Genomic DNA, 12,581 nt, shown 5'->3' on the forward strand with positions numbered 1-12,581 from the left:
TCTGCTGCGCCCGCCGCATAAGCTTATGCCCATTGAGCCTTTAACCTGCCGTTCTGCCGCAACCCGCCGCTTTGCTTGCTCCGCGTGATTATTCCCCCTCAGAAACAGTGTAACTACGGTAAACGGATTTATCCGTCGCCAAGGCCTGCGTAAATTGTGATCTCTGTCACTCCGCGCCTTACCGCGCGGCGTACGCACTCACCTGAGACGAGCGGTACTATGCTGAATAATAAAGATAAACCTGCATCATCACCCTGGCTGGCGATCTTCTCGCTGACGGTTGCCTGCTTTGTGATGGTCACCACCGAGTTTCTGCCGATCGGCCTGCTGACCAATATCGCGCCGTCGCTGGACGTCAGCACCGGCAAGGCCGGCCTGATGGTTACCGTGCCCGGCATCGTGGCAGCGATAGCCGCACCCGCGCTGAGCCTGGCGGCCGGCCGGCTCGATCGTCGCCTGCTGATGCTGGCGTTGAGTTTGTTGCTGGTGGTGTCCAATCTGGTTTCGGCGCTGGCGGTTAACTTCCCGATGATGCTGCTGGGCCGCGTGCTGCTGGGTGTCTGCGTCGGCGGTTTCTGGGCCTTCGCCGCCAACTACGGCCGCCATCTGGTGCCGGAAGCCAGTCAGGGCCGCGCCACCGCGCTGATCCTGAGCGGCATTTCGGTCGGTGCGGTATGTGGTGTGCCCGCGGGCGCGCTGATTGGCGACCTGTTCGGCTGGCGCGCCGCTTTCTTTGGCAGCGCAGTGCTGGCGGTGGGTGTGCTGTTGGCGCAGCTGCGCTTGCTGACGTCGGTGCCGCCCACCCGGCCGGTTACACCGCGCGATCTGCTGCTGCCGCTGCGTTTACCGATGGCGCGTACCGGGTTGATTGCCATCGTTTTGCTGTTTATCGGCCATTTTGCCGCCTACACCTACCTGAAACCGCTGCTGCAACAGGTGTTTGTCCTCAGCCCATCGGCGATTTCATTGCAACTTCTGGCCTACGGCGCCATCGGCCTGCTCGGCACCTTCCTTGGTGAACGGCTGGCGGAGCGCAGTCTGCGCGCCACCTTTATTCTGATCGCCGCCATGCTGGCCGCCATCCTGATCGTTTCGCCGTTCCTCAGCGGCATTGCCGGTGCCACGCTGATGGTGATGGTTTGGGGGTTGGCGTTCGGCGCCGTGCCGGTTTGCGCCACCAACTGGATGTTTGCCGCGGTGCCACAGGCGCCGGAGGCCGGCCAGGCGCTGCTGGTCTGCGTGATCCAGATTGCGCTGGCCTCAGGCGCGCTGCTGGGCGGGGAAGTGGTCGACTGGCAGGGCGTCAGCAGCGCCATGCTGTTCGGCGGCGCCCTCACCCTTTCCGCTGCGCTGGTGTTCGGCTTGACCTTGCGTTCCGGCATGATTGGCGCTAAACAGTCATAATCATTGTCTATCCACAGAAACACCCCGGTCCTCCGACCGGGGTTTTGCACTGAGAGCGTTATGGATCATCATTTACTCGCCATCCGGGTGTTTAACCGCGTGGTGGAAACCGGCGGATTCACCCGCGCGGCAGACTCGCTGCGGATGCCCAAGGCCACCGTCACCAAGCTGATCCAGAATCTGGAAGATCACCTGCAGACCAAGCTGTTCCAGCGCACCACCCGTAGCGTGTCTGTTACCCCTGAGGGCGAGTGTTATTACCAGCGCACGGTTAAGTGGCTGGCGGAACTGGAGCAGATGGAAGGCTGCATGACCGAATCCCAGAGCGCGCCGCAGGGCGTGCTGCGCATTGATGCCGGTGGTTCGACAGCGCGCCAGCTGCTGGTACCGGCGCTGCCGGACTTTATCGAGCGTTATCCGCAGATTCAGATTGATTTGGGCGTCGGCGACCGCTTGATCGATCTGATCAACGACAGCGCCGACTGCGTGATCCGCAGCGGCCCGCTGGCCGATTCCAGCCTGATTGCCCGCCGCCTGTTCGAGCTGGAATGGGTCACCTGCGCCACGCCAGCCTATCTGGCGCGCTACGGCACGCCGAAACACCCCTGCGATCTGGAGCTGGGCTACCCGTTGGCGCACTACCGCCATGCGCTGAACGATCGCATCCAGCCGCTGCACTTCGTTGATCGGGGCAAAGAGATCGACATCCAGCACCGCTATCATGTCAGCGTCAACGAAGGCAATGCGCTGCTGGCCGCCGCACTGGCCGGCCTGGGCATCATCCAGACCTTCCGCTTTATGGCGCAACCGCATCTGGACAACGGCGAACTGGTCAGCCTGCTGCACGACTGGCAACCGCCATCGGAGCAAATGTACGTGGTGTATCCCTCTAACCGCCATCTCAGCGCCAAGCTGCGGGTGTTCATCGACTGGGCGGTGGAGGCCTTTAAATAGCCGACAACTGCGGCTATAGTTGTGCATTCTCTGGGCGACAAGAACTTAAATCATGCGTATCGAACGACTTTCCGCACACCGCCAGCGCATTGGCGAACTGGCTGCTTTGCTGCATCAGGAGTGGTGTGATTTCTCACCCTGGAGCAGCCACGAGAAAATCAGCCAACGCTTTGAACAACGCTGTGAACCGCAGCATTCCGGCATGACGCTGCTGGCGTTGTCACCGCAACAACACATCCTCGGCACGGCCAGCCTGGTCATTTACGATCTGGCGGATAAGCCAGAGCGCAAATTCTGGCTGGGCGAAGTTTTCACCCATCCGCAATATCGCGGTCTGGGCATCGCACGCCGCCTGATCGACCAGTGCATTACCCACTGCAAACAGAAAAATATCGCCGAACTGTATCTCTACACGCCGGACCAACAGCCGCTGTATCAAAAGCTGGGCTGGCAACCGGTAGAGCAACGCCAGGTTTCCGGCGAAGAAGTGACGGTGATGTGTCGCACGCTGTAACCCGGCGCTTTGTGATAGTATTGAACGTAATATTGTTATCATTCTACAGGCACTGACCATGGCATATATTCCCAAAAACTACGCAAGGCTGGAGACCGGCTACCGCGAAAAAGCGCTGAAAATTTTCCCGTGGGTCTGTGGGCGCTGCTCACGCGAATTCGTTTACTCCAACCTGCGCGAGCTGACGGTTCACCATATCGATCACGACCACAGCAACAACCCGGAAGATGGCAGCAACTGGGAAATGTTGTGCCTGTACTGCCACGACCACGAACACTCCAAGTACACCGAAGCAGACCAATATGGCTCAACGGTGATCGCCGGTGAAGACGCGCAAAAAGACGTCGGCGTAGCGACCCATAATCCGTTCGCCAACCTGAAATCGATGTTGAAAAAGTAATGCCGCCGCTGCGGATGCGCACTGTCGCATCCGCAAAAAGCCATCAAGCTAGCAACTTATTAAGCTAATAAAAAAACGAAAAACCGTCCCTTCCTCCATTTCCCAGAGCATTCCTACTTACCCACTTGATAAGTTACCAGCAAAATAAGCTGCAAAGTTAACAGCATACTGGCTTGGCAAGCGGCCACCGTTGGTGCATATTGTCCACAAGTCGTTCTTGTTAACCTGTTTAATTATCAACCTAATAAGCTACTAACCTAATAAGCAATTAGCTTAATAAGTTAGTAGCTTGATAACTTGAGAGATGGCAGCATGATTGTTTTGATTGGCTCGCAAAAAGGTGGCGTAGGAAAATCGACCAAGGCGGTCAATATCGCCGGATATCTGATCCTCAAACAGGGGAAAACTGCCATCATCGTCGATGCTGACGATCAGAAATCAATCATGACCTGGTATAACGATCGCCAGAATGTGGAGGGCCTGCCGCATATCCCGGTGGTCGCCGCCTCGGGTAAAATCAAAGAGACCCTGCTGGAATTGGATCGTCATTACGATTACGTGATTGTCGATACCGCCGGCCGCGACAGCGCCGAACTGCGCTCCGGCCTGCTGGCGGCCGATCTGTTCCTCTCTCCGCTGCGCCCGTCGCAAATGGATCTCGACACCATAGGTTATCTGTCGGAAATGTTTTCTACCGCGCAGGAATATAACGAGAAGGTGAAAGGCTACATCGTGCTGAACATGTGCCCGACCAATATCTTTATTAACGAAGCCAACGAAGCAGCGCAGGTGCTGAGCGAATACCCGGAATTTACGCTGGTCAGCAACCGCCTGTGCGATCGCAAGATTTATCGCGATGCCTGGGGTGAGGCGATCACCGTGCACGAGGCGCACAACGCCAAGGCGCAGGCGGAAATCGAAAACCTGGTGAAAGAGGTGATCCTGTGAAAAAGCGCACCCCTACCCACCGCATGTCGGAAGACGAGTTTATCAATAGCGCCACCTCCCACACCCTGATTGCCCCCGTTGCCGAAGCCAAACCCCAGGGCCGTAAACGCACCTACAAGGCGATTTCGGTCAGTCTGACCGACAACCACGTCGACGCCATCGATGAAATCATTGTGCAGGCGGCACGTAATGGCGTGGTACGCATTACCCGTTCCGACATCATCAAGCTGGCCATTGACGGGCTGGCCGAAAAGAGCGAAGAACATCTGCTGCAGTTGCTGAAAAAGCTGTAATTAGCCTCATAGCCTGCCAGCTTAATAAGCTGGCAGGCTAACAATGGGGAGTTACAACCCATTACCGGCAACCGCACACTGATGCAAACTCCTGCTGCGCCTCAACCTTGTCGCACGGAAAGAAACCCCTGCTCCCGCAGTATCGCCTGCCCCTGCTCCGCCAGAATAAACTCGGCCAAGGGTTGCGCCTGCGGAGCCAACAGGCACAGGCCGTAATCGGCTTCAATTACCAGAGGCGGCGGCAACTGCCGCACCGCTAACTCGGGATAGCGCGCCAATGCGGTGCCATAGCTGGCGTAACCGAGAAAGATATCCGCCTGCCCGCTGTTAATCAGATACTCCGCCGCTAACCGATCCTGTGGAATAGGCACCGAATCTGCACCGCCCACCAGCGCCAACGCTCTGCTTCGCAGGGCTTCTCCTTGTCCCGGCATTGCCCCTTCAAGGCGATCAAACAGCTGCTGCGCATAGTCGCCGGAAGGATCGGCCCCCGGCGTCGAAGTGGCGACTCGCCAACGCGAGTCCAGCAGTACCTCGAGTAACGGCGGTTCGGTTAGCCCGGCTACGTTGCGCACCGTGGCACACAACCGATTACCGGCGAAAGGCTCTACCCGTTGCGCCAGCCGCAAGTCCACCAGGCGCTGCGGATGCGCCAGATTGGCGGAGGCAAAAATATGCGGCGATTCTCCCTTCTCGATACGCTGGCGTAGCAGCCCCGCCGGGCCGAATACCGTTTCCACCCTGCAATCGCTCTGCGCCTGAAACGCCGTCAGCAAAGGGCCAAATGCCCCCTTCAGACTGCCGGCGGCAAACAGCAAAATGTTATTCATTTCGATGTTCCCCTTGGCTGCGAAAGAGCGGTACCAGCGTTTCAAACCGTCGGCCGTTGACCTGCAACGCCACCCGCTCAATGGCGACATCAAACAGGGGCGACAGGCTCTCTGCCGTCAATACCCCGGCACAGGTGCCGATTCGCTGCTGCCCCGCAATCCCCAACAGCAAGGCGCGATCGGCCACCGCATGAGCATGGTTGGGTTGATGGGTAGAAAACATCACCGCCATCTGTCTCTCGCGCGCCAGGTGCGAGATCAGGCTCAGCACCCGATCCTGATGGTGGAGATCCAACGCGGACGTCGGTTCATCCAGCATCAGCACCTCGCAGCACATCGCCAATGCGCGGGCAATCAGCACCAATTGCCGCTGACCACCGGACAAGCTGCCGAATTCACGATCGGCAAAGCTCAGCATATCCAGCGACTGCAATGCCTCTTTTGCCAGCCGGTGATCCTGCGCCGAAGGTGAGCGGAACAGGCCCACGTAGTGTGCTCGCCCCATCAACACGATATCCAGTACCCGGTAAGCAAAGGGAGCCGTGAAATGCTGCGGCACAAAACCGATGCCGCCACGGCATTCAACGGTGCCCTGCTGCAACGGCAAGCTACCGAGCAGCAATTGCATCAAGGTACTTTTTCCGCATCCGTTAGGGCCCAATACCGCCAGCACTTCGCCGCGCTGCAACCGTAAATTCAGTTGGTCAAACAAAGGCGCTTGGCCGGGCCAGCCAAAGCTCAGGTCATTAACCCTCAGTAAGGACTCAGCCATGCCAGCCCCTCAATTGCGAACGACGCAGCATCAAAGCAAACAGCGGCGCGCCGATCAGCGCGGTCAGTATGCCCAACGGAATTTCGCTGCTGCTCAGGGTGCGTGCCAGATCGTCGATCAACACCATATACAGAGCGCCCAGGCACATTGAGGCGGGCAGTAAGCGACGATGATCCGGGCCGACCAGCAGCCGGGCAACATGCGGGATCACCAATCCCACCCAACCGATGCTGCCGCTGACGGCGACCTGCGCGGCGACAATCGCGGCGCATAAGGTCAGAATCAGCCAGCGGGTGCGCTCGACGTTGATGCCCAGCGCGGCGGCGTCTTCATCTCCCAGCGATAACAGATTGATACGCCAGCGCAATGCCAACAACAAACCACCGGCCAGCAGCAGCGGCAGGAACAACATCCGCAGTTTCTGAGCGTCGGCGGTGGCGAAGCTGCCCAGCAGCCAGAACACGATGCTCGGCAGTTTCTCTTCGGTATCGGCCAAATATTGCAGCAGGCTGACGCAGGCGGAGAAAAAACCGCTGAGGATCACCCCAGCCAGCACCAGGGACAAAATATTTCGCCGGGCGATGGCGCTGGTAATGGCGAAAATCAGCAGCAACGCCGCCATGCCGAACACAAAGGCGGATAACAGCAGCGCCGCCAGCGGCAGGCTGAGCAAAATAGCCAAGGTACCGCCAAATGCCGCACCGGAAGAGACGCCAATGATATGCGGGTCCACCAGCGGGTTGCGGAATACCCCCTGCAACGCGGCACCGCACAGGGCTAACGACGCCCCGGCGCCCATCGCCAGCAGCACCCTGGGCAAGCGCACCCCAAGAATGACCTGCCGCTGCACCGCATCCGTTCCCACGTGCGAACCGGTGAATGGCTCAAACAGGATCATCAGGCTGTGAGCCGCCGGCACCTGATAGCGGCCGATGCCCAGCGACAGCAGTGCGCAAAGCAGTGTCAGCAAGATCAGCCAGCCCAGCCTCATTGCCCACTCTGGCAGCAGCTGCTGCGGTAATACTGTCGGTAGTAGGCATCTACCCGCTGTTGCAAATTAACGTCGCTGAAACGCTGCGGATAAAGCTTTTTCGCCATCCATAATTCGCCCAACGCCAGGGCTTCCGGCATCGGATACCCCCAGGCTTTGGCGTATTCAGGCATCAGGTAGACACGCTGATGCTTCACCGCGTCGATCGCCTGCCACTGCGGCGAGCGGAGGATCTGTTGCACCACCTCAGGGTAACGTTCCTGAACGAAAATCACCGCAGGGTTCCACCTCAGTACATCCTCGATCGACACCTGTTTGAACCCCTGAATATCCTTCGCCGCGACGTTCAGCGCGCCGGCATGCTGCATCATCAGCCCGGTATATTTCCCCGAACCGTAGGTGGTCAAGTCCGGGTTGGCCATATAAACCCGCATCCGTTGGTCTTCCGGCAGATCGCGCAACCGATCGGCCACCAGCGCCCGCTGTTGAAACACGTCCTGAATCAGCGCCTCGGCCTGCGGCTGGCGGCCCATCACCGTGCCAATCAGGCGAATGCCGTCCTGCAGGCCAAGGGTATAAGCCTGGTCTTCATCATTCAGCACCGGGTTCATTTTGCCGGCCTGGCTGGCTGCTTCACGGCGCAGAGATACCGCCACTACCGGAATGCCGACCCGTTCGATTTGCGCGATCATCTCCGGTGGGGCGTAATTGGCGACAAACACCACCTGCGGATGCAGGCCGAGCAGGCTTTCAATATTTACCGAGGTGAGATCGCCCGGCATCGGCATTTTCACCAAGGTGGGCGCCAGCCGCTGATAGTTGGGCCCCAGCTGTTTTTTCCAACTGCCGAGTACCCCCACCACCTGCGGCATGGCGTCGAGCTGTACCAGCAGATTCAGCGTTTGGTGTTGCAGCACCACCGCACGGGTGATGGTATCGGGCAAAGTCACCTTTCTGTTGAGCTGGTCGGTAACCTGGCGATCCGCCTGCGCGACGGACGAGAACAGGATGAAAAAAAGCAGCACGCGCGGGAAACGTTTGAGCATGAGGGGTTCCGGTTAACTATCGTTATATACAAAATGATATAGCGATAGTCGTAGCGAAACAATCGGCGGGTTCAAACACAGCGCGTAATCCTGTCCCGCCACTGAAGTGGAATATTTCTGCCCTTGGTCCGCCAGGGACCTCACCCACGGCTTTCCACGCACTGTCATCCGGATGAAACATTGTACCGTTAGATTTACCATGGCCGCTGAAAACCGCCGAGAGGCCTTTACCCCCACTCCACAGTCAGGCCGTTAAGACCCGCTAGACCACCAGACCCCGGATTAACACATGCGAAAATGCATCCATGTAATGAAATTCTGCAATAAATACTTAAGCAATCGTTTGCTTTGCAAATAATTAGGCATAACATATTGTAAAATCTAGAAAACATAAATAATGCCATTCTCCGCGCCGATCTTTTTACTGATTATTCTCATTCTCGCTAAAATTGTAAAAAAAAATATCATTGACTATCTAAACACCATTTCTAAAATGAACAAAAAATACAATGTTAAATAATCCCAGCCTGGTTGTTTTGGCCGGATTTTTACATTCAATAAAATAAAACACAACATATCTAAAGGAATTAACGTGCCTATAACAAACCCCATCTGGAGTCAGGAAGAACTGGCCGGTGAGATAGCCTACAACCACGATCTTGCCACGATAATTAAGAACAATGCATGGCACGGTTTATTTGAATCGCCAAAATGGATTTTAATGAACCCCGCCGACGAAGTGATAGACTTCTACCATAAATATATTGTTAACCCTTCTCTGGCATTACGCCAACGCTTCTCTCTTCCTGGAAATAAACTCCACGATCTAGGCTGTGGCGGGGGGCGCCATTTATTTTACTTCAATGAGCGCGGTTTTGACGTCACCGGCAGTGACCTGTCTGAAAATGCCATTGCTTTCACTCAAGCCGAGCTGGTAAGACGGCATCAAAAAGCAGAGTTGGTTCTCTGTCCAATGACTGAATTGCCGTTCGAAAATGACACCTTCGATATTACTATTTCGCGCGCAGTGATCAATCATGCTTCATTGCAGGACGTGAAGAAAACCATCTTTGAAGTCGCTCGCACCACCAAAAAAGGCGGTTTGTTCTTTGTCACCTTCTCTTCAGAGCGGGCGTCAGACTGGAAAAAGGGCACGGAAGTGGAAGAGGATGTTTCTTACATTCCTGAATCCGGTCCCGAAAAGGGGCTCATCCACACCTTCCTCAATGCCGCCAATACTGCAGCGCTGCTGGAACCCTTCTTCCGCATAGAAGAGATTTACCTTTATGAGCATCCATCATGGGTAACGGATGCCCCAGGGGCCTCGGATCCAAACGAATACTTTGGTTCTGAATACGTCGCTATCTGCGTGCGCCGCTGAAAATACTGCGTATCCAGGCAGTTTGTCTCCAAGGGCAAACTGCCTTGTCCCTAGGGTGCTCGGGGTATTAAAAAATGATTTTGACCGGAAAATCCATTGAAGCCTGCGTCAAAACGGGGGATATCGTTATTTCTCCGTTTACTGAAGGAAGCATTACAACCAACTCTTATGATTTAACGCTGGGTAATACATTCATTCGCTATAACGAAGAGATTATTGATCCAAAAAAGAATAATCGTCATGAGGTCATTGATTGCGGCCCGGAAGGAATAACACTGGGTAAAGGCGATTTTTTATTGGCCCACAGCGTTGAGAAAATTGGCAGCAACAAATATGTTCCTATCATTCATGCCAAATCAAGCATCGCGCGACTGGGGTTATTCGTTCATGTAACAGCCGACCTGATTGATATTGGTTCATTTGGTTGCGTCACTTTTCAATTGCACAGCACACTGCCTATCAGGCTGTTTCCGGGAATGAAAATCGGGCAGGTCACCTTCTGGAAACCGCTAGGCGATATCGTTCCTTATGATGGCAAATATCAGGGTTCCGATGGGCCACGGGTTTCGATGGCTTATGTGGATTTTAAATAGTCACGCTCAAGATAGAAAATATAACGGAAAATGTCATGATTCTTACCGGCAGCGAAATAAAAAAGAGAACGGCCTGTAACGATATTACCATCATTCCTTTTAACGAGTCACAACTCAACCCCAACAGTTACAATTATCGCTTGGGGCCCAGACTGGGGATCCCAAACGTCGAAGGCGAGAAAGTCACCTTTGATTTTATCGATCTCCCCGCTGAAGGTTTTGTCATGGAGGCGGGAACGACCTACCTGGGCCATACCATGGAAATCCTGGGCAGCAGCGTTTTTGCCATGTCATTGATAGGCCGAAGTTCCCTGGGGCGCCTGGGCCTTTATTTGCAGGTGTCGGCCAATTTAGGTCATACCGGCGCATGCCATCAATGGACATTGGAATTGGTGGCGGCAAAACCTTTTCGCCTCTACCCCGGTATGCGCGTAGGGCAAATATCTTTCTGGGTTAACCAGGGTAGCGTTGGCCTCTATCACGGCGGCTACTCCGCTTACAACAACCCGCAGGTGTCAAAAATAACTTCACTGGCAGAAACCCTATGATGAACACCGCTGCCCAGCCAGTGAGCAAAGCCACACTGCGCCTCATTTTGGCGGAGAAACAACGAGCTAAAGACGCGTTTTCTCAGGCATTCGAAGCCAGCGGATTTAGCTTTCACCAGCCTGAAACGCTGCTCCCGGCTTATGACAAGTCTACGCTGTTTACCGGCTCCACCATCAGTACCTTTAAGCCTTATCTGATCGAGGCGGAGAAAAAATTACAGGCTTTTTTCACCGTGCAAGACTGCCTGCGCACTCAAAATAATCACGCCATGCAGCAAGAAAACAGCTACCCAAAATGGTCGTCTTTTTTTTGCAGCGTGGGAGCAATCAGCCCCTATGAGGAACGCCGGCGTATCACCCAGGCCACTTGCCGGTTCATTGAACTGCTGGGGCTAAAATCACCGGACGTCTTCCGGATTAATATTTCAAGCCAAGACCATGATCTCGTAGAAATACTCCAACAGCAGGGCATGACGCAATTTCTTCGGTTTGATACTCAAGCGCCCTCTTATTACCGCCATAAATTTGGCATCGAGGACGTCAGCGGCCGTAACTGCAATCTGTCGGTGAGCTGCGATGGAGTGACATTTATGGATATTGGCAATCTGATCGTGATTGAAAACCGGGATGCGCCGCTGGCGATCGAAGCGGCTTTCGGTCTCGAAACCATAGTGACGCGCATTCACGGGTTGGACAGTTCAATCTTTGCCCTGGAGGCTGCCGGCCATTTTGCCGACTTCACCTCAGACATCCTGTACATCATCGACGCCGTGGTGGCCAGCGTGGCCATCATGTCGCTCGACATCAAACCGATCGCCGATAACCGTGGGCGGGTGCTGCGCCGTTATCTTCAGGGGCTAAACCGCCTGCGGCTCAATAATGGGATTTCCATCGATGTTATTGCCGAGGTGGCAAGGGCCTTCGAACTCAGTCACTACGGCAGCCGCCACATCCATTTACGCATCGAACAGTACCTGCATGAGCATGAACAACATCTGCTGCAGGACAAGCCGGCCGCATTGATTAATAAAAAAATAACCCATCGTTTATACGAATAAGACAAATATAAAGGCGTGCAAAGGTTATGAAAATTGGCGTTATCTCAGACATCCACGAAGACGTCGTCAGACTGGAAGAATCCTTGAATTTACTGGAAAGTTTGGGGGCTGACGAAGTCATTTGCCTCGGCGACATCGTCGGTTACTCGGTTCCTTTTTATGGTTATCTGGCAACCCGCGATGCCAACCGCTGCCTGGATCTGGTGCAGCGCCATTGCAGCGAGGTGGTTATCGGCAATCACGATCTGTTCGCCATTCGCAAACTCCCGTCTCATGCGGCAGGATTTTCCTATCCTGAAGATTGGTACCGCCGCAGTTTTGCAGAACGTAAACGTCTGGCTGACGGCAAGGTCTTTCTTTATGAGGATCATGAGCTGCCTTCCCTGCTGAACGATAACAGTCTCTGCTATCTCCACTCATTGCCGGAAATCATCGTTAAGCCTTTTGCCACCCATAATGTCCTGTTGTCCCACTATGCCGATCCGGACATTACGGGTTCATGTACCTTCGAAGTCAGCCATCACCATCATCTTGCCGACCATTTTGCCACTATGGGCCGCCATCAATGTCTGCATGGCCTTTCCGGCAACGACCATATTCCCGGCATGAAAATTTTCACGCCCGGGCAGGTTTGGCAAACCGGCTTTGAACGCCATGAATTGGGCCAATCGCCGACGTGGATAACCGGGCCGACAGTCTCTCGGGGAACCATGGCCAACGGCGTAATGATCTATGACAGCGCGGCAATGACCCTTTCTGCCGTCGCCCTGGGTACGCCTTTGCATCACCTTCCAGCCAGCATATGACCATAACGGAATGGACGAGACTCTAACACTATGAATAACTGTA

Annotated in this window: 15 protein-coding genes; 11 read left to right on the forward strand and 4 right to left on the reverse strand. The window is 55.1% G+C overall.

What is annotated here, in order from left to right:
* The first annotated feature begins 219 nt into the window (after positions 1-219).
* The 6 genes from ACUTSW_RS08970 (at position 220) to ACUTSW_RS08995 (ending at position 4,513) form a co-directional block, all read left to right on the forward strand.
* Positions 220-1,404, forward strand: coding sequence for an MFS transporter (locus tag ACUTSW_RS08970; protein ID WP_013812024.1), 1,185 nt, complete (start codon positions 220-222; stop codon positions 1,402-1,404).
* 60 nt (positions 1,405-1,464) lie between these two features.
* Positions 1,465-2,358 carry a LysR family transcriptional regulator gene (locus ACUTSW_RS08975; RefSeq protein ID WP_062870027.1) on the forward strand — a complete coding sequence of 298 codons (894 nt, stop codon included), beginning with the start codon at positions 1,465-1,467 and terminating at the stop codon, positions 2,356-2,358.
* Between the two features lie 52 nt (positions 2,359-2,410).
* On the forward strand, positions 2,411-2,872 hold the full coding sequence (locus ACUTSW_RS08980) for a GNAT family N-acetyltransferase (protein WP_445584209.1): 462 nt from the start codon (positions 2,411-2,413) through the stop codon (positions 2,870-2,872).
* Positions 2,873-2,930: 58 nt separating this feature from the next.
* On the forward strand, positions 2,931-3,272 hold the full coding sequence (gene yajD, locus ACUTSW_RS08985) for an HNH nuclease YajD (protein ID WP_004942039.1): 342 nt from the start codon (positions 2,931-2,933) through the stop codon (positions 3,270-3,272).
* Positions 3,273-3,584: 312 nt separating this feature from the next.
* The gene (locus tag ACUTSW_RS08990; RefSeq protein WP_004942035.1) at positions 3,585-4,220 is read left to right on the forward strand and encodes a division plane positioning ATPase MipZ; all 636 of its coding nucleotides are present in this window, start codon (positions 3,585-3,587) and stop codon (positions 4,218-4,220) included.
* The gene (locus tag ACUTSW_RS08995; protein ID WP_004942032.1) at positions 4,217-4,513 is read left to right on the forward strand and encodes a hypothetical protein; all 297 of its coding nucleotides are present in this window, start codon (positions 4,217-4,219) and stop codon (positions 4,511-4,513) included. The genes ACUTSW_RS08990 and ACUTSW_RS08995 overlap by 4 nt, the downstream gene beginning before the upstream one ends.
* A 101-nt stretch (positions 4,514-4,614) precedes the next feature.
* Here the strand turns inward: ACUTSW_RS08995 and ACUTSW_RS09000 are convergent, their stop codons facing one another.
* Genes ACUTSW_RS09000 through ACUTSW_RS09015 form a run of 4 tightly spaced genes read right to left on the reverse strand, consistent with a single transcriptional unit; the run spans position 4,615 to position 8,152 of the window.
* A complete protein-coding gene (locus ACUTSW_RS09000; RefSeq protein ID WP_445584210.1) occupies positions 4,615-5,343 on the reverse strand; it encodes a substrate-binding domain-containing protein in 729 nt (242 codons plus the stop codon).
* Entirely contained in the window at positions 5,336-6,115 is a 780-nt protein-coding gene (locus ACUTSW_RS09005; protein WP_445584211.1) for an ABC transporter ATP-binding protein, read from the reverse strand. Before ACUTSW_RS09005 ends, ACUTSW_RS09000 begins: the two co-directional genes overlap by 8 nt.
* Positions 6,108-7,106 carry a FecCD family ABC transporter permease gene (locus ACUTSW_RS09010; RefSeq protein ID WP_445584212.1) on the reverse strand — a complete coding sequence of 333 codons (999 nt, stop codon included), beginning with the start codon at positions 7,104-7,106 and terminating at the stop codon, positions 6,108-6,110. The genes ACUTSW_RS09005 and ACUTSW_RS09010 overlap by 8 nt, the downstream gene beginning before the upstream one ends.
* Positions 7,103-8,152 carry an ABC transporter substrate-binding protein gene (locus ACUTSW_RS09015; RefSeq protein ID WP_445584213.1) on the reverse strand — a complete coding sequence of 350 codons (1,050 nt, stop codon included), beginning with the start codon at positions 8,150-8,152 and terminating at the stop codon, positions 7,103-7,105. The genes ACUTSW_RS09010 and ACUTSW_RS09015 overlap by 4 nt, the downstream gene beginning before the upstream one ends.
* 592 nt (positions 8,153-8,744) lie before the next feature.
* Here ACUTSW_RS09015 and ACUTSW_RS09020 point away from each other — a divergent pair.
* The 5 genes from ACUTSW_RS09020 to ACUTSW_RS09040 all read left to right on the forward strand — a co-directional run bounded on the left by ACUTSW_RS09020 (position 8,745) and on the right by ACUTSW_RS09040 (position 12,538).
* Entirely contained in the window at positions 8,745-9,533 is a 789-nt protein-coding gene (locus tag ACUTSW_RS09020) for a class I SAM-dependent methyltransferase (protein ID WP_062870022.1), read from the forward strand.
* Positions 9,534-9,607: 74 nt separating this feature from the next.
* The gene (gene dcd, locus ACUTSW_RS09025) at positions 9,608-10,126 is read left to right on the forward strand and encodes a dCTP deaminase (protein ID WP_062870021.1); all 519 of its coding nucleotides are present in this window, start codon (positions 9,608-9,610) and stop codon (positions 10,124-10,126) included.
* A 35-nt stretch (positions 10,127-10,161) separates the two neighbouring features.
* Positions 10,162-10,674 carry a dCTP deaminase gene (locus ACUTSW_RS09030; protein ID WP_445584214.1) on the forward strand — a complete coding sequence of 171 codons (513 nt, stop codon included), beginning with the start codon at positions 10,162-10,164 and terminating at the stop codon, positions 10,672-10,674.
* Positions 10,671-11,732, forward strand: a complete 1,062-nt coding sequence (locus tag ACUTSW_RS09035; protein ID WP_445584215.1) for a hypothetical protein — start codon at positions 10,671-10,673, stop codon at positions 11,730-11,732. Before ACUTSW_RS09030 ends, ACUTSW_RS09035 begins: the two co-directional genes overlap by 4 nt.
* A gap of 26 nt (positions 11,733-11,758) precedes the next feature.
* Positions 11,759-12,538, forward strand: a complete 780-nt coding sequence (locus tag ACUTSW_RS09040; RefSeq protein ID WP_445584216.1) for a metallophosphoesterase family protein — start codon at positions 11,759-11,761, stop codon at positions 12,536-12,538.
* Positions 12,539-12,581: the final 43 nt, after the last annotated feature.

The organism is Serratia sp. TSA_198.1 (genome assembly GCF_052686505.1).